This is a genomic window from Altererythrobacter sp. BO-6 (assembly GCF_011047315.1).
Taxonomy (GTDB): domain Bacteria; phylum Pseudomonadota; class Alphaproteobacteria; order Sphingomonadales; family Sphingomonadaceae; genus Erythrobacter.
The window spans coordinates 426,220-443,052 of sequence record NZ_CP049259.1 but is presented as its reverse complement, the minus strand read 5'-3'; the positions used below and the strand labels follow the sequence as shown (position 1 = coordinate 443,052).

The 16,833-nt window shown below is 63.6% G+C and carries 14 protein-coding genes and 1 tRNA gene; 6 read left to right on the top strand and 9 right to left on the bottom strand.

The window, feature by feature from the left end:
• Positions 1–17 precede the first annotated feature (17 nt).
• On the top strand, positions 18–338 hold the full coding sequence (trxA, locus tag G6N82_RS02155; RefSeq protein WP_165193271.1) for a thioredoxin: 321 nt from the start codon (positions 18–20) through the stop codon (positions 336–338).
• A 4-nt stretch (positions 339–342) separates the two neighbouring features.
• Here the strand turns inward: trxA and G6N82_RS02150 are convergent, their stop codons facing one another.
• Both G6N82_RS02150 and argJ read right to left on the bottom strand, forming a co-directional pair.
• Positions 343–1,140, bottom strand: a complete 798-nt coding sequence (locus G6N82_RS02150) for an inositol monophosphatase family protein (RefSeq protein ID WP_346773745.1) — start codon at positions 1,138–1,140, stop codon at positions 343–345.
• The gene (gene argJ, locus G6N82_RS02145; RefSeq protein WP_165193267.1) at positions 1,137–2,366 is read right to left on the bottom strand and encodes a bifunctional glutamate N-acetyltransferase/amino-acid acetyltransferase ArgJ; all 1,230 of its coding nucleotides are present in this window, start codon (positions 2,364–2,366) and stop codon (positions 1,137–1,139) included. The genes G6N82_RS02150 and argJ overlap by 4 nt, the downstream gene beginning before the upstream one ends.
• A gap of 84 nt (positions 2,367–2,450) precedes the next feature.
• On the opposite strand from argJ, the gene G6N82_RS02140 reads away from it, so the two are divergent.
• From G6N82_RS02140 to G6N82_RS02130, 3 genes are all read left to right on the top strand, one after another.
• Positions 2,451–2,723, top strand: a complete 273-nt coding sequence (locus G6N82_RS02140) for a hypothetical protein (protein WP_206520277.1) — start codon at positions 2,451–2,453, stop codon at positions 2,721–2,723.
• Between the two features lie 95 nt (positions 2,724–2,818).
• On the top strand, positions 2,819–5,587 hold the full coding sequence (secA, locus tag G6N82_RS02135; protein WP_165193261.1) for a preprotein translocase subunit SecA: 2,769 nt from the start codon (positions 2,819–2,821) through the stop codon (positions 5,585–5,587).
• Between the two features lie 36 nt (positions 5,588–5,623).
• Entirely contained in the window at positions 5,624–6,379 is a 756-nt protein-coding gene (locus G6N82_RS02130) for a sulfite exporter TauE/SafE family protein (RefSeq protein WP_165193259.1), read from the top strand.
• A gap of 19 nt (positions 6,380–6,398) precedes the next feature.
• On the opposite strand, the gene G6N82_RS02125 is transcribed toward G6N82_RS02130, so the two are convergent.
• Positions 6,399–6,473, bottom strand: a tRNA-Asn gene (locus G6N82_RS02125).
• A gap of 84 nt (positions 6,474–6,557) precedes the next feature.
• Complete coding sequence (locus G6N82_RS02120; protein WP_241255161.1) at positions 6,558–7,346, bottom strand: NAD kinase; 789 nt, start codon at positions 7,344–7,346, stop codon at positions 6,558–6,560.
• A gap of 116 nt (positions 7,347–7,462) precedes the next feature.
• Here G6N82_RS02120 and G6N82_RS02115 point away from each other — a divergent pair, with 116 nt between their 5' ends.
• The gene (locus G6N82_RS02115) at positions 7,463–8,272 is read left to right on the top strand and encodes an EAL domain-containing protein (RefSeq protein ID WP_206520276.1); all 810 of its coding nucleotides are present in this window, start codon (positions 7,463–7,465) and stop codon (positions 8,270–8,272) included.
• Here the strand turns inward: G6N82_RS02115 and mfd are convergent.
• Complete coding sequence (gene mfd / locus G6N82_RS02110; protein WP_165193253.1) at positions 8,269–11,751, bottom strand: transcription-repair coupling factor; 3,483 nt, start codon at positions 11,749–11,751, stop codon at positions 8,269–8,271. The two genes, G6N82_RS02115 and mfd, sit on opposite strands and share 4 nt — an antisense overlap.
• A 14-nt stretch (positions 11,752–11,765) precedes the next feature.
• Positions 11,766–12,044, bottom strand: coding sequence for a succinate dehydrogenase assembly factor 2 (locus G6N82_RS02105; protein ID WP_165193250.1), 279 nt, complete (start codon positions 12,042–12,044; stop codon positions 11,766–11,768).
• Positions 12,045–12,096: 52 nt separating this feature from the next.
• On the opposite strand from G6N82_RS02105, the gene recG reads away from it, so the two are divergent.
• Positions 12,097–14,157 (top strand): ATP-dependent DNA helicase RecG, encoded by a 2,061-nt coding sequence (gene recG, locus G6N82_RS02100; RefSeq protein ID WP_165193247.1) that lies wholly within the window; start codon positions 12,097–12,099, stop codon positions 14,155–14,157.
• Here the strand turns inward: recG and G6N82_RS02095 are convergent.
• The 3 genes from G6N82_RS02095 to G6N82_RS02085 form a co-directional block, all read right to left on the bottom strand.
• Positions 14,154–14,621, bottom strand: coding sequence for a low molecular weight protein-tyrosine-phosphatase (locus G6N82_RS02095; protein ID WP_165193244.1), 468 nt, complete (start codon positions 14,619–14,621; stop codon positions 14,154–14,156). The genes recG and G6N82_RS02095 overlap by 4 nt on opposite strands.
• Positions 14,618–15,955, bottom strand: coding sequence for an AarF/ABC1/UbiB kinase family protein (locus tag G6N82_RS02090; protein WP_165193242.1), 1,338 nt, complete (start codon positions 15,953–15,955; stop codon positions 14,618–14,620). Before G6N82_RS02090 ends, G6N82_RS02095 begins: the two co-directional genes overlap by 4 nt.
• A gap of 74 nt (positions 15,956–16,029) precedes the next feature.
• Complete coding sequence (locus G6N82_RS02085; RefSeq protein ID WP_165193240.1) at positions 16,030–16,788, bottom strand: SDR family oxidoreductase; 759 nt, start codon at positions 16,786–16,788, stop codon at positions 16,030–16,032.
• Positions 16,789–16,833 lie beyond the last annotated feature (45 nt).

Here is a 16,833-nt window from a genome sequence, read left to right as displayed (position 1 = left end):
CAATCAGGAGATTGCCCATGGCAACCGTCAATGTCACCGATGCCAGCTTCCAGAGCGATGTGATCGAAGCCGACAAGCCCGTGCTGGTCGACTTCTGGGCCGACTGGTGCGGCCCCTGCAAGATGATCGCGCCCGCGCTGGAGGAAATCAGCGACGAGCTGGCCGGCCAGGTCACCATCGCCAAGATGGACATCATGGAAAACCCCGATGTGCCGGGCCAGCTGGGGGTACAGGGCATTCCCTTCCTCGTGCTCTACAAGGACGGCAAGCCGGCTGCGAGCCTGACCGGTGCGCGGCCCAAGAGCGCGCTCAAGGCCTGGCTCGAAGGCGAACTCTAAGCGATCAATCGCCGAGCGCGCGCTCGGCGAACTCATCCCACAAGGCCGGGCTTGATGCACCGATCAGGCCCGGCTTGTCGTGCTCATCGACGCGATAGGCGCTGCCGTCGAGCCGCGCGGCCTTTCCGCCGGATTCGTTGAGCCACAGCACCCCGGCGGCATGGTCCCACGCCAGCGTGCGTTTGAAGCTGGAGATATCGTTCTCGCCCAGCGCCAGCCGCGGATACTGCTCCGCCGCGCAGCGCGGAATATCGACCAGGCGATAGAACGGCGCGAGCCTGGCATCGACCAGTGCGCGCTGCTCTTCGGTGAGGAAAATCCGCGAGATCGCTGCAACCGGCGGATTTTCGCCGGTGGTGCGCGCGGCAATGCGCTCGCCGTTCACAAACGCGCCTTTTCCACGATGCGCGTGGCAGAAACGGCCTGACAGGCAATCGTAGATCCAGCCGGACTGGCACTCGCCCCCGCTCGCCTGCGCGATGATGATGCCGAAGGGCGGCTTGCCATGCGCGAAATTGTGCGTGCCATCGAGCGGATCGACGATCCAGCAATCATGCGAGAGCTGGTCGAGCACGCCATTGTTCGCATGCGCGGCCTCTTCGCCGACAATCGCCAGCGAGGGATCGATCGCCGCAAGTCCCGCTTCGAGCATTTCCTCCGCTTCGTGATCGGCCACGGTGACGAAGTCGTCTGCCGCCTTCTCGTCGATTTCGTGCTGCGCAAGGTTCTGGAAACGCGGCAGGATCACGCGTTCACCTACGTCGCGCATCAGGCGCAGCACTGCGGCATCAAGCTGGTTCAAGAGCGATAATCCGCGTTGATCGAGATATAGCCGTGGGTGAGATCGCAGGTCCATACGGTTGCGCGGCCTTCACCCAGGCCAAGGTCCACGGCGATATCGATTTCCTGTCCCTTCAGATGCGCCGCAACCGGCGCTTCGTCATAATTTTCGACCGGCAAGCCGTTCCTAGCCGTCCAGATGCCGCCGAATGCAATCGACAGTCTGTCACGATCGGCCGGTTCGCCGGCCTTGCCCACAGCCATGACGACGCGGCCCCAATTGGCGTCTTCGCCCGCGATGGCGGTCTTGACCAGCGGCGAATTGGCGATGGCCATGCCGATCCGGTGGGCGCTTTCGTCACTAGCGGCGCCTGATACTCGGATCGCGATGAACTTGCTCGCGCCTTCGCCATCGCGCACCACTAGCTGGGCGAGTTGGCGGCACAGATCGGTCAACGCGGCGGCAAAGGCATCTGCACCAGGATCGTCGAACGAAGCCAAGGGCGCATTGCCAGCCTTGCCGGTCGCGAAGGCCATCACTGTGTCGCTGGTCGAGGTATCGCCATCGACCGTGATGCAGGAGAAGGTCTGGCGATTGGCCTGCGTCAGCAGTTGCTGGAGAAACGCTGGCTCGACTGCGGCGTCGGTGAAGATATAGCCCAGCATGGTCGCCATGTCGGGCGCGATCATCCCGCTGCCCTTGATGATCCCCGCCAGTTCCACCCGCGTGCCACCGATCATCGCACTGGCGTTTGCCCCCTTGGCGAAGGTGTCCGTGGTGGAGATGGCGAGCGCGGCGTCTTCCCAGCTGCATGGCCCGGCCTCAAGCGCGGCGGCTACCCCGGCGAGCGCCTTGTCCTTGGGCAGCGGCACACCGATCACACCGGTTGAAGACACGAAAACCTCGCCCGGCGCGCAGCCGAGATGCGCAGCCACCTGGTCCACGATCTGTTTTACCGCCTCGCGCCCGCGATAGCCGGTGAAAGCGTTGGAATTGCCCGCGTTGACGATCAGCGCGCGGGCGATGCCTTGCTTCACCTGCTCGCGACCCATTTCGACTTCGCTCGACGCACAGGCGCTGGTAGTGAACACGCCGGCTACGTGCGTACCCTCGCACAGCTCGGCATAGGTCAGGTCAACACGGTCCCAATTCTTGTAGCGCGCGCGTGCAACACGCAGCGTAACCCCCGCGATATCGGGCATGTCATCGGGGAACGGGTGAGCAAGGGGCGAAACGGCGTTTTCCATCATTCCGCGCTAGCTTGCCGGGGCCGCACAGTAAATCCGCCTTGGGTAGTGGACGAATTGAAGAAGAGCGCGTATCTAGGCGCCATGTTGGGACGCTTTCTGACCTGCATTGCGCTGTTAACGGGGCTCGCCGCATTCGGCGCACCTGCGAACGCGTCGGTTCTGGAAGCGCTCAATTGCGAGATTGGCGTAGCGGCCGATACGGCTGAAGATCACGCCGATGACCGTCGCCCTTGCCGCGACGATGAAGCCAGCAGCCGCCCTGATGAGGCTGACAAGGCTGACAAGCCGGCCAAGCGCGTCAAGCGCGTGCTGCGGCCGCCGGTGCTGTTCGGCATCGACCGCGCTTACGAATAGCGCCCTAACCTCATTTTCCGTCGAAATTCCGGCAGCCTGCGCCTTATGCGCGCGGCTGCAATTCCTACACATCATGTCCCGACAGGACCCTTTCCATGTTTCAAACAATCGCCAAATCGCTGTTCGGTTCTTCCAATGACCGTTACGTCAAGTCACTCGGCAAGATCGTCAACCAGATCAATGCGTTGGAGCCGCAGATGCAGGCTCTTTCGGATGACGAGCTGAAGGCCCAGACTGCCAAGTTCCGTGGCCAGCTCGAAGCTGGCGCCACGCTTGACGATATCCTGCCTGAAGCCTTCGCCACCGTGCGCGAAGCATCGGTCCGCGTGCTCGGCATGCGCCATTTCGATGTCCAGATGATCGGCGGGATCGTGCTTCACCGCGGCGAAATTTCCGAGATGCGCACGGGTGAGGGCAAGACGTTGGTGGCGACGCTTGCCACCTATCTCAACGCGATCGAAGGCAAGGGCGTTCACGTCGTTACCGTCAACGATTACCTGGCCCGCCGCGACGCAGAATGGATGGGGCAACTGCACAACTGGCTGGGCCTGAGCGTGGGTGTGATCGTGCCCAACCTCAACGAATACCAGCGCCGCGAAGCCTACAATTCCGACATCACCTATGCCACGAACAACGAACTCGGCTTTGACTACCTGCGCGACAACATGAAGCACTCGCGCGACCAGATGGTGCAGCGCCCGTTCAATTACGCGATCGTTGACGAGGTCGATTCGATCCTGATCGACGAAGCACGTACCCCGCTGATCATTTCCGGCCCGACCGAGGACAAGAGCGAGCTCTACGTCGCGCTCGACGAGGTGGTGAAAGGCATTCCCGAAGACTGGTATGAAAAGGACGAGAAGACCCGCAACATCCAGCTGACCGAGGAAGGCACGGACGAGATCGAGAAGATCCTTATCGAGCGCGGCCTGCTCGCCACCGAAAATCTCTACGATGTCGAGAATACGCAGGTGGTCCACCACCTGGACCAGGCGCTGAAGGCGAACATCATGTTCAAGCGCGACACCGACTACATCGTGAAGGACAACAAGGTCGTCATCATCGACGAATTCACCGGCCGCATGATGGACGGGCGCCGCTGGTCGAACGGCCTGCACCAGGCGGTCGAAGCCAAGGAAGGCGTGAAGATCGAGCCCGAGAACCAGACCATGGCCTCGATCACCTTCCAGAACTATTTCCGCATGTATCCCAAGCTGTCGGGCATGACCGGCACGGCCGCCACCGAGGCCGCGGAATTCTGGGACATCTACAAGATGAATGTGGTCGAGATCCCGACCAATGTCCCGGTCCAGCGGATCGACGAGGAGGACGAGTTCTACAAGAACACGCTCGACAAGTTTGCTGCCATTGCCAAGGCGATCAAGGAGAAGAACGAGATCGGCCAGCCGGTGCTGGTCGGTACGGTCTCGATCGAGAAGTCCGAGCTTTTGAGCCAGTTCCTTGACAAGGAAGGCGTCAAGCACGCGGTGCTCAATGCCCGTTTCCACGAGCAGGAAGCGCATATTGTGGCGCAGGCGGGGCGGCTTGGCGCAGTGACCATCGCCACCAACATGGCCGGCCGCGGCACCGACATCCAGCTGGGCGGCAATGTCGAATTCCGCATCCAGGACGAATTGGGCGATATGGCCGAAGACGATCCCAAGCGGCAGCTTGAGATTGACCGGATCAAGGCCGAAGTCGCGGCGGAAAAGAAGAAAGTGCTGGAGGCGGGCGGTCTGTTCGTGCTCGGCACCGAGCGTCACGAAAGCCGCCGCATCGATAACCAGCTGCGCGGCCGCTCGGGCCGTCAGGGCGACCCCGGCCTCAGCCGCTTTTACCTTTGCCTTGAGGACGATCTGCTGCGCATCTTCGGGCCGGACACACTGTTCGCCAAGATGATGAATTCGAACCTTGCCGATGGCGAGGCGATCGGTTCGAAATGGCTCTCCAAGGCGATCGAGACCGCGCAGAAGAAGGTCGAAGCGCGCAACTACGAAGTGCGCAAGCAGGTCGTCCAGTACGACGACGTGATGAACGATCAGCGCAAGGTCATCTACGAGCAGCGCGGCGAGATCATGGAGGCCGACCGGGTCGACGATGTGGTCGAAGACATGCGCCACGACACCGTCAACGCCCTGGTCGGCACCGCTTGCCCGCCGGGATCATACCCTGAGCAGTGGGACGTTGCCGGGCTGAAGGAGAAGGTCGAGGAAATCTTCGGCCTCACTCCGCCGATCGATGACTGGCTGGAAGAAGACCAGGTCGAGCCGGAACTGCTCGAAGAGCGGATCCGTGCCGCGGCGGACGAAATCATGGAGGGCAAGATCGCCGAATCCGATCCTTCGATCTGGCGCCAGGTCGAAAAGTCGGTCCTGCTCGAGCGGCTCGATTATCACTGGAAAGAACACCTCGCCACGCTCGACGCGCTGCGCCAGGTGATCTGGATGCGCGGGATTGCGCAGAAGCAGCCGATCAACGAGTACAAGCAGGAAGCCTTCGGCCTGTTCGAGAACATGCTCGACACCCTGCGCGAAGATGTGACCAAGATCCTGGTCAAGTCCGAGCTGCGGATCCAGCGGCCCGAGCCGCAGGCCCTGCCGGACCTGCCGGAATTCCTCACCGGCCATATCGATCCCTTCAGCGGGCTGGACAATTCCGCTGACCTCGATGGTTCGGCGGAGCGGCCCGAACTGTTCGGTTCGCTGGCGGGCAGCCCGCGTGCGGCCTTCGGCCCCGGCGGATCGAACACGGACAACCCCTTCGAAGGCCTCGATATCAGCCGGAATGCGCCGTGCCCCTGTGGTTCGGGCAACAAGTACAAGCATTGCCACGGGGCTGCTGGCGGCAGTGCGGCCGCCGAATAATCCTGCAAGGCTGATGGGCCAGGCGGGATCGGCTGAATGAGCGGCCTGGTCCCGTTTGCGCTGATTGCGGCATTCTTCGTCACGGCGCTGTTGTACGCCGCCGTCGGTTTCGGCGGCGGCTCAACCTATGCGGCGCTATTGGCGCTGTCGGGCCTCGATTATCGCCTGCTGCCGGTACTGGCGCTGGCCTGCAACATCGTGGTGGTGGCGGGCAGCACGGTTCGGTTTGCGCGGGCGAAGGTCACGCCATGGCGCGGCGCAATCCTGCTGACCGCGCTGGCGGCGCCTGCGGCATTCCTCGGCGGTCTGACCCCGATCAAGCAGGAAACATTCATGCTGCTGCTCGGTGCGAGCCTGTTGCTGACAGGCGTCACGATGCTGCTGCCGATCGCAAACGAGCATGAAGGCCAGCCGCACCCAATGGCGCGCATGGTGCCGGTTGCGGCAGCACCGCTGGGCTATCTAGCTGGGTTGGTGGGTATCGGCGGCGGCATTTTCCTGGCGCCCCTGCTGCACCTCACGCGCTGGAACAATGCCCGCGCTATCGCCGCGACGGCCAGCCTGTTCATCCTGGTAAATTCGCTGTTTGGCCTTGCCGGGCAATTGCTCAAGAATGGCACCGGATTGCTGGGTGGTGCGGTTTATGGCGGTCTGGCGCTGCTGATCGCGGTGGCAGTCGGAGGGCAGATCGGCAGCCTGTTGGCTGTTAAATTCCTGCCGCAACGGATCATCCGCTGGCTGACAGCGGCGCTGGTGATCTGGGTGGGTGGAAGGCTGCTGCTTGGCGCTTAATGGGCCCGAAGCTGCTGAATGGCTCCCCGAGTTGGATTCGAACCAACGACCAAGTGATTAACAGTCACCTACTCTACCGCTGAGCTATCGGGGAGCAGCCCGAAGGCAGGGGTGCGCCTATATGGGCGGCGGATTCGTTTGGCAAGAGCCAGTTTGCGACTTTTGCCGCGCCGCAGCGCTAGACCACGAACTGCTCTGAAACGATCCGTTCGTCGAGCGCATGGCCCGGGTCGAACAGCAGGGTTAGCTCGCACTCGCGGGCGATGGCGAGCGAGACTTCGGCGATGTCGCGCACTTCCTTCTGGTCGGCGACGACCGAAACCGGGCGCTTGTGCGGTTCACGCACGGTGAGCTTGATCGTGCTGCGGTCTGGCAGGATCGCCCCGCGCCAGCGGCGCGGGCGGAAGGGGCTGATCGGTGTCAGCGCCAGCAGTTGCGAATCGAGCGGCAGGATCGGGCCATTGGCGGACAAATTGTAGGCGGTCGATCCGGCCGGGGTCGACACCAGCACGCCGTCACACACCAGCTCGGCGATACGAACCTTGTCATCCACGGTGACTTCGATCTTGGCGGTCTGGCGGGTTTCGCGCAGCAGCGAGACTTCGTTGATGGCGAAGAATCGGTGCCGGCCATTGTCCTGCGTCACCGCGTCCATGCACAGCGGCGCAATCGCGATCGAGCGGGCGCGGGCGATCCGCTTGCAGATGTCGCTGCCCGCGCGATGACGGTTCATCAGGAAGCCGACCGTCCCAAGGTTGACGCCGTAAGCGGGGATCACGCGTCCATTTTCAAGCATGGCGTGGAGCGTTTGCAGCATGAAGCCGTCGCCGCCCAGCACGACCACCGCCTCTGCATCATCCAGCGGCGCCCAATTGCGGGTTGGCAGCAATTCGGCAAAGGCAGCCTGCGCCCGCTCCGTATCCGAAGCGATCAGGGCAATGCGTTCGAATTCTTGCACTTTGGCCAATCCGAGGTCCCTTTCGCCCGCTTGCCGGATATCCTCCCTATGGCGGGTTGTGCCATTTTTCAACGGAAGGGATTCTTTGCGGGCAGGTAGCGCGCGATGCGTGTATGGCAATGGGCATGACCATCCTCGAGCGAACCGGCCAGAAAGGCGCGCAATCAGCGTTGTTTGCGCGCGATTCGGGCGAGCTTGCCGATGAGCTGGAGCTTGCCCTGCGGCTTGGCCAGGTCGAGATTAGGTTCCAGCCGATATATTCGTGTGTGACCGGGCGTATCGTCTCTGCCGAGGCGCTGGCGCGCTGGCAGCACGCGGTTTTCGGTGAAATCGGCGCGCAGGCGCTGTTCGATCTCGCGGCCAAGGCAGGTCTGAGGGAGAAATTGGCGGAACACCTGGTGTCATTGGCGATCCGCCAGGCCGCGAATTGGCCGGAGGGTTTGGGGCTGTCACTGAATATTCCGGCTCGGCAGCTTTTGGGCGGGGGCTTGATCAGCCAACTGAGCGCCGATCTGGCGGCCGCCGGGATCAATCCTCAGCTGGTGACGCTGGAGATCACCGAGGAGCTCCTGCTCGACGATCTCGACCTTGCGGCGCGCCGAATTGCCCCTTTGCGCGAACTGGGTGTGCGGATCGCGCTCGACGATTTCGGCGCGGGCTTCTGCAATTTCGACTATCTCAAGCGCCTGCCGCTCGACGCACTCAAGCTAGACCGTTCGATGGTGCAGGGCATTGCCGCGAGCGAGCGTGATCGTGCGGTGTTGCGGGCGATTGTAACCCTGGCGAAAGTGCTGGAACTGGAGGTGGTGGCCGAGGGTATCGAGCACGCAGACCAGCGTGATGTCGTCATCGGCGAGGGATGTGCCAGCTGGCAGGGGTTCCTGGGTTCGCCACCGGTGCGCCACGACGAACTGGTTGAGCAGCTCGCCGTTTAGGCCGCGGCCTTCGCCGCCTTTTTCACGATCGCCGAAAGCCCCTTGGTCAGCTGGAACAGCCCGTTGAGGCGACTTTGCGGATCGCCCCAGGCACGGTCGATCACCAGCTTCATGTCAGGCCGCAGCCGGGCGGTGCCTTTGAGCCGGTCGACATAAGCCAGCAGGCCCGCCGGATCGGGGAAATCGTCAAGGTGGAAACTCACCAGCGTGCCGCGCGCGCCGACATCGATCTTGGCGATGTTTGCGGCGATCGCCTGGTGCTTGATCTCGATAAGCTTGACCAGGTTCGCGGTGGCATCGGGTAGCGGGCCGAAGCGGTCGATCATCTCGGCCGCCATCGCCTCGATCTCGGCCTTGTCCTTGGCGTCATTGAGGCGGCGATAGAGTGCCATGCGCACTGCCAGGTCAGGCACATATTCCTCAGGGATCATGATCGGCGCATCGACGGTGATCTGCGGGCTCACTGTATCGCGCGATGCTGCAAGCCCCGCTTCGCCGGCCTTGGCGGCAAGGATCGCGTCCTCCAGCATCGACTGGTAAAGCTCGAAGCCGACCTCGCGGATATGGCCCGACTGTTCGTCACCGAGCAGGTTCCCGGCGCCGCGAAGGTCCAGATCATGGCTGGCGAGCTGGAACCCGGCGCCGAGCGAATCGAGATCGCCCAGCACCTTCAGCCGCTTCTCGGCGATTTCGGACAGCTGCACGTCCTTGTCATAGGTAAGGTAGGCATAGGCACGCAGCTTGGCGCGGCCGACACGCCCGCGCAGCTGGTAGAGCTGGGCCAGGCCGAAACGGTCGGCGCGGTGGATGATGATCGTATTCGCGCTGGGGATGTCGAGCCCGCTCTCGACGATCGTGGTCGAGAGCAGCACGTCATATTTGCGGTCATAGAAGGCGCTCATCCGCTCTTCGACCTCGCCGGCGCCCATTTGCCCGTGCGCGGAGATGCTTTTCACCTCCGGCACATTTTCGCGCAGCCATTCCTCGACCTCGGCCATATCGGAAATACGCGGTACGACGATGAAGCTCTGCCCGCCGCGGTGATGCTCGCGCAGCAGAGCCTCGCGCATCACCATGTCATCCCATTCCATCACGTATGTCCGCACCGCCAGCCGGTCGACCGGCGGGGTCTGGATGGTGGAAAGCTCGCGCAGCCCGCTCATCGCCATCTGCAGCGTGCGCGGGATCGGGGTGGCAGTGAGGGTGAGCACATGTACGTCGGCGCGCAGCTGCTTCAGTCGTTCCTTGTGGTTCACCCCGAAACGCTGTTCCTCATCGACGATCACCAGGCCCAGGTTGCGGAATTTCGTGCTCTTCGAAAGGATGGCATGGGTGCCGATCACGATGTCGATGTCTCCCTTTTCCAGCCCTTCGCGGGTCTCCGCCATTTCCTTGGCCGGAACGAGGCGGGAAAGCCGCCCGACCTTGAGCGGGAAACCGGAAAAACGCTCAGCGAAGTTGCTGTAGTGCTGGCGCGCGAGAAGGGTGGTGGGCGCCACCACCGCCACCTGCTGGCCGTTCATCGCCGCTACGAAAGCGGCCCGCAAGGCCACTTCCGTCTTGCCGAAGCCTACGTCGCCGCACACGAGCCTATCCATCGGTCTGCCGCCTTCCAGGTCGCGCAAAACGTCGGCGATGGCGGCATCCTGGTCGTCGGTTTCCTCCCACGGGAATTTCTCGACGAACTGGTTGTAGCTTGACGGTTCGGGTTCCAGCACCGGGGCTTTCTTGAGCGCGCGCTGCGCGGCGATCTGCATCAGCTCGCCCGCTATTTCGCGGATCCGCTCCTTCAGCCGTGCGCGGCGTTTCTGCCAGCCTTCGCCGCCGAGCCGGTCAAGCATGACCGCCTCTTCGCTGCTGCCATAGCGGCTGAGCACGTCGATATTCTCGACCGGAATGTAGAGTTTGTCGCCGCCGCGATACTCCAGCATTACGCAGTCGTGTTTGCTTTTCCCGACGGTGATCGGTTCAAGGCCGAGGTATTTGCCGATACCATGCTCGACATGGACAACCAGGTCGCCGCGGCTGAGCGACTGCAGTTCCGCGAGGAAGGCGTCTGAATCCTTGCGGCGCTTCTTGCGGCGGACCAGCCGATCGCCGAGTATATCCTGCTCGGTCAGCAGCTCCAACTCGGCATTGGCGAAGCCGGTCTCCAGCGGCAGGACAGTGGCGACCGGCTTGCCTTTGGCGCTGGCGCCTAGCACCTGCTGCCAGCTGTCGGCCAGTTCGACCGTGCATCCTGCTTCGCCCAGGATAGAAGTGATCCGCGCACGGCTGCCGGTAGAGTACGCGGCAATGATCGGGCGCTTGCCCGATTTTGCGAGCGCATTGAGGTGCTGCGCCGCGATCGAATAGATGTTGTCCCCGCGCGCACGATCAGGCGCGAAATCACGTGCAGACGAGAAGCCGAAATCGACCACGCGATCGCTTTCCGGTTCGGCGAAGATCACGCTGCGGTGCACAGTATGTTCGGCCAGCAGGGCGTGGAATTCACCGCTTTCGAGATAGAGCGCGGCTTCGCTCAAGGGGCGGTAGCTGCCGGCCGCCTGCCCGGCGGTCTTCTTGCGGGCCTGGTGATAATCGGCCACGTCCTTGAAGCGCTCTTCAGCGGCGCCGATCGCACCGCTGTCGATCACCACCACATCCTCCGGCGCGAGGTAGTTGAAGATGGTGGCGAGGCGCTCCTCGAACAAAGGCAGCCAGTGCTCCATCCCTGCAAGCCGGCGTCCGTCGCTGACAGCTTCGTAGAGCGGGTCCTGCGTCGCCGCCGCACCGAACAGTTCGCGATAGCGGCTGCGGAAGCGCTTGATGCTGTCCTCGTCGAGCAAGGCCTCGCTCGCGGGCAACAACAGGTGGCGATCAAGCGTGCCGACCGTCATCTGCGTGTTGGGATCGAACAGCCGCAAGCTCTCAAGCTCATCGCCGAAGAAATCGAGCCGCAGGCCCTGCTCCAGGCTAGACGGGAAGATGTCGATGATCGATCCGCGCAACGCATATTCCCCGTGATCGACTACGGTGTCAGTCCGGGAATAGCCTTGCCGCTGCAGCAGGGCGGAGAGCGATTGATGGCCGATGGTGGTGCCGGGTTTGAACTCGCGTACGCTTTCGCGAATGCGGAACGGGGTAAGCACGCGCTGGAGCAGCGCATTGGCGGTTGTCACCAGCAGCTGGTTACCGCTCTTGCCCGCCTGAAGCCGGTGCAGCGCGGCGAGGCGGCGCGCACTGACTGACAAGGCCGGGCTGGCGCGGTCATAGGGCAGACAATCCCACGCCGGGAATTCGATCACGTCCAATTCGGGGGCGAAGAAACGCGCCGCATCGGCGACCGATCGCATCGCGGCGTCATCGGCGGCGATGAAGACCGCGCGCCCCTTTGCCGCCCGCGCGAGGTCGCTCATCACCAGCGGCTGCGCTCCGCGCGCCACCGATGCGAGCGTGAGCGGAGTCTTGGCTGAAAGAAAACGCGAAAGGTCAGGCATGGAAAATCAGCGGGTTAGCGCGGAATATCGACATAGTCGAGTTGTTGCATCAGCTCCATCTGCGGGCCGGAAAAGGCGTGCGGCACCGGCTGGGTCTTGAGCGCCCAGGCCATCACGTCGACATCGTCTTCATCGAGCAGGGCTTCGAACCAGCGCAGTTCGGCTTCGTTCCATTGCGTATGGTAGCGATCAAAGAACCCGCCGATCATGAAATCAGCTTCGCGCGTGCCGCGATGCCAGGCACGGAATTTTGCACGGGCAAGACGGGCTTCGAATGTCAGGGCGTCGGGCATAAGCGGCGGGTAGGGGACTCACACGAGGCGCGCAAGCGGCTATAACAGCGGCATGCGCCCCGAAGCCCTCAACCCGCTGTTCGTCGAGACCGACGCGCTTGAAGGTGTCGGGCCGAAGCTGCGTAAGCCGCTGGAGAAGCTCGGGCTCACACGGGTGCGCGACATCGCCTATCACTTGCCGGAACGGTTCGTGTCGCGCCGCGCTGTGGAATCGCTCGACGATGCCGGCGAGGGTGAGCAGATCGTGATCGCGCTCACCCCGGTGGAGCACCGTGCGGCGCGCAACAATCGCGGTCCCTATCGCGTGCTGGCGCAGGACAGCGTTGGCAACTATTGCGCGCTGACCTATTTCGGGCGCGCGTCCTACAGCGCCAAGAAGCAGTTGCCGGTGGGCGAGAAGCGCTGGGTCGCGGGCCGGCTCGATCGCTACGGCGACATGCTGCAGATCGTCCATCCGGACCACATCGAAAGCGAAGGCGGGGCGACGCTCGCGCGGCTTAACGAGCCGGTCTATCGCCTGTCGGAAGGCTTGACGCAGCCTCGGATCGCGGGGCTGGCGCAGCAGGCGCTGGCGCGGCTGCCCGAGCTGCCCGAGTGGATCGAGCCGACCCAGTCCGAGCGCGCCGGATGGCCCGCTTGGCGCGATGCGCTGCAACTGGCGCACAAGGGCGAAAGTCCCTCGGCGCGCGACCGGCTCGCCTATGACGAGATGCTGGCGAACAGCCTGGCGCTGATGCTGGTGCGTGCGGATAATCGCCGCCGCAAGGGGCAGCCGCTGAAGGGCGATGGGCACTTGCGGGACAAGCTCCAGCTGCCGTTTCCGCTAACCGGCGCGCAACGGCGCTCGATAGGCGAGATCGAAGGCGATTTGGCGCAGGACGCGCCGATGCTGCGGCTGCTGCAGGGTGATGTCGGCGCGGGCAAGACGGTGGTCGCGCTCTATGCCATGCTGATTGCGAACGAGGCGGGGAAGCAGGCGGCGCTGCTGGCACCAACCGAGATCCTCGCGCGCCAGCATTTCGAGACGATCCGCAGCATGGCCGCCCCCACCGGGGTCGAAGTGGCTTTGCTGACCGGGCGCGACAAGGGCAGGGCGCGCGAAAGCATCCTGATGGGCCTGCTCGATGGGTCCATCGACATCGTGATCGGCACCCACGCGATCTTCCAGGACACGGTCAATTACAAGGATCTGGGGCTGGTCGTGATCGACGAGCAGCACCGCTTTGGTGTGGCACAGCGACTGCAACTGGCGAGCAAGGGCAGGATGTCCCCGCACACGCTGGCGATGACCGCGACGCCGATCCCGCGCACGCTCACCCTTGCGCAATATGGCGAGATGGACGTCAGCAAGCTCGACGAGATGCCGCCTGGGCGCAAACCGATCCTCACGCGGGTGATGTCGGTCGACCGGATGGGCGAGATCGTCGATGGCATCGCCCGGCATCTGGAGACCGGTCAGCAGGCCTTCTGGGTTTGCCCGATGGTCCATGAAAGCGAAGTCGCCGATCTGGCTGCTGCCGAAGCGCGCTATGCCGCGCTGAAGGAGCGGTTCGGAGACGATGTCGTGCTCGTCCATGGCCAGCAGCCGCCCGAAGTGAAGGACGCGGCGATGGAGCGCTTCGTGGCAGGCGAGGCCAAGCTGATGGTCGCAACCACGGTGATCGAGGTCGGGGTCGACGTGCCCAACGCCACGCTTGTGGTGGTCGAACAGGCCGAACAGTTCGGATTGGCCCAGTTGCATCAATTGCGCGGCCGCGTGGGGCGCGGCAGCGAGCAGGCGGTATGCCTGCTGTTGCGCGGCAATGCCCTGTCGGAAACCGCCAAGCGGCGCCTGGCGCTGATGCGCGAAACGCAGGACGGGTTCCGCATCGCCGAAGAGGATCTGGAGCTGCGCGGCGGCGGCGAGCTGCTGGGCACGCGGCAATCGGGCGATACGCCGTTCCGCGTGGCCGAGCTGGAGCAGATTACGCGGCTGCTGCCCGCCGCGCATGCGGATGCCCGGCTGCTGATCGAGCGTGACGGCGGCCTCGCCAGTGAACGCGGGCAGGCGGCGCGGCTGCTGCTGTACCTGTTCGAACGCGACTGGGGCGTGCAGCTACTGCGGGGCGGTTAGGCTGCGAGCAGCCGTGCCACGAGCGCCCGCGCGGCCATTTCGACATCCGCCCAGGTATCTTCGAACCGCTCTTCACCATCGTAATAGGGATCGGCGATGGCTGCGCCTTCGCGGCCCTCGACAATATCGAGCAGCAGTGAGACATGAGCGCTACCATCAGCCGGGCGGATTGCCTCAATATTGCGCAGGTTCTGGTGGTCCATCGCGAAGATATGGGTGAAGCGGTGGAAATCCTCGACCGCGATCTGCCGCCCGCGATAGTGGGTGATGTCGATCCCGCAAGCTTGGGCAGTCGCGATCGAACGCGGATCGGGCGGCTCGCCGACATGATAAGTGGCGGTGCCGGCGCTGTCCGCATGCGCATCGAGCCCATGCTCGTCTGCCACCATGCGGAACGCCGCTTCGGCGAGCGGCGAGCGGCAGATATTGCCGAGGCAGACGAACAGGATGGCAGGGCGGGTCATGCCGGGCATTCCTGCAGCATTTGTTCGACCAGTGCACGGATATTCACCACTGCCTTGAGCCGCGCGCCGAGCAGCGCGGTGCCGCTGACCTTGCGCTGCACGAACAGCGTTTCGGCGGGCGGGATATGCCAACTCTGCTTGTCCTCGGCGATGGCCATGCCTTCCTCCCGCAACAAAGGCACGAAAGCGCGGTTGCCGAAGTCGAACGGCGCATCGCGGTTCATTTCGCTCGTGACTATCCCGATCATCCGGTCGACCCGCTCGCGCTGGCGGGCAACCACTGCTTCGTTGATGAAGCCGATCGCCAGAGCCTCTGCGCGCACCTTGTCCGGATCGCCGGTCAGGCCTGCCGCCAGCAATCGCCGGTATCCGTCCGAGACGTGCGGTTCGATATCGCGCGCAGCACCGAAATCGAGCAGCACGATCGCACCTTCGCTGCGGCGATAGCGATAATTCGCGAAATTGGGATCGGTCTGCATCGCGCCGAATTCGAACAGCTCGCGCAGCACAAGGTGGACAACGCGTCCGAACACCTCGTTGCGCAACTCTTGCGGTTCGGCGGCGAGCGCTTCGATCGCGATCCCCTCTTCAAAGCTCATCGCCAGAATGCGTTTGCGCGTCAGCCTTTCGTGGAGTGTGGGGACGACAAAGGACGGATTGCCCGCCATGCGCTGCGCATAAAGGCGCATCTGCTCACCTTCACGCAGGTAATCGGCTTCTTCCTTCAGCTGCTCCTTGGCCGCGCGCAGGAGCGGTTCCATGTCGAGCTGTTCGGGCAACAGGCCCGACATGCGCAGCAGCGTCGCGACGTTGTCGACATCGGCATCGATGCTGGCGGCAACACCCGGGTATTGCACCTTGATCGCCAGTTCCTCGCCCTCGCGGGTGAGCGCCTTGTGCACTTGCCCGATCGAGGCGGCGGCGATCGGCCGCGGATTGAACCAGCGGAACTGCTTGCGCCAATCCTTGCCCCATTCCTCGCTCAGCACCTTGTCGAGCTGGCGGGCGGGCATGAAATTGGCCTGGTTACGCAGCGTGGCAAGGATTTCCGAAAGCTCTGGCGGCAGGAAGTCGCCCGCGTCCATGCTGATCATCTGGCCCAGCTTCATCGCCGCCCCGCGCAGATGCGAAAGCCGGTCGGCCAGCCGCCGCGCATTGCCGGGGGTAAACAGCAGGTCTTCCGCCGAAATCCGCTCTCCGCTGGCCAGGCGCCGCGCGCCTTCCGCCATCATCCCGCCGGCAATGCCGCCAGCAAGTCGCCCGAAGCCGGCTACACGCCCCAGGCGGGAACTGGGCACGGCGCGGTAGCGCGCATCGTCGCGATCGTCAGCCATTGGCGGCGGGCAGGTTGGAACAGCGCTTCACGCTGGCCCAATGATCGGGCGCGCTCCCTGTTCCGAAATCCTGGTCAACTGATGCAGAGCCCGCCATCGACCGGCAGGCATTGGCCGGTGATGTAATCGCTGTGGGGCGAGGCAAAGAACACCGCGAGGCCTTCCAGCCCCTCGTGGTCGCCGAAGCGGCGTAGGGGAATGCGCTTCGTCATCCATTCGGCAAAACGCGGATCGGATTGTGCGGTGAGATCGGTCTCGTAAAAGCCGAACAGCAGCGCATTGGCGGTGATCTTGTGGCGGGCCAGCTCGAACGCTGCCGCACGTGTGAGGCCGTTTACCGCTGCCTTGGAGGCGGCGTAGTTGGAGCTGCGATTGACCCCCATGATCGACTGGCCTGACGACGTAGCGATCAGTTTTCCCCCTTCGCCGCGCGCGATCATGTGCTCCGTGACATAGCGATAAGTCAGCGCCGGGCCCCGCGCGTTCACGGCCATTACCCGGTCCCACGCCTCTGCGGTCATCTCAGGCAGCGCCATGCCTTGACCGATCCCGGCATTGGCGAAGCAGATATCGACCTTGGCGAAGCGGTCGAGCGTGGCCGCCATAGCATCGGCGATCTGCTGTTCCTCAACCACATCGCAGGGAAAGGCTGCTGCAGTGCCGCCGCCCAAGGCGTTCAGTTCTTCAACCGCCGCCGCGTTCTTGCCCTCGTTGCGAGCCCAGATCGCCACGTCGGCGCCCGATTTCACGAGGCCACGCGCGAAGGCGAGGCCAATGCCGCTATTGCCGCCGGTGATGACTGCGGTCTTCCCGCTTAAATCGAACAGGTTCATTGCGGCAGATTGCGCCAAGTCGCGACTGTCGGCAAACTCGCAATT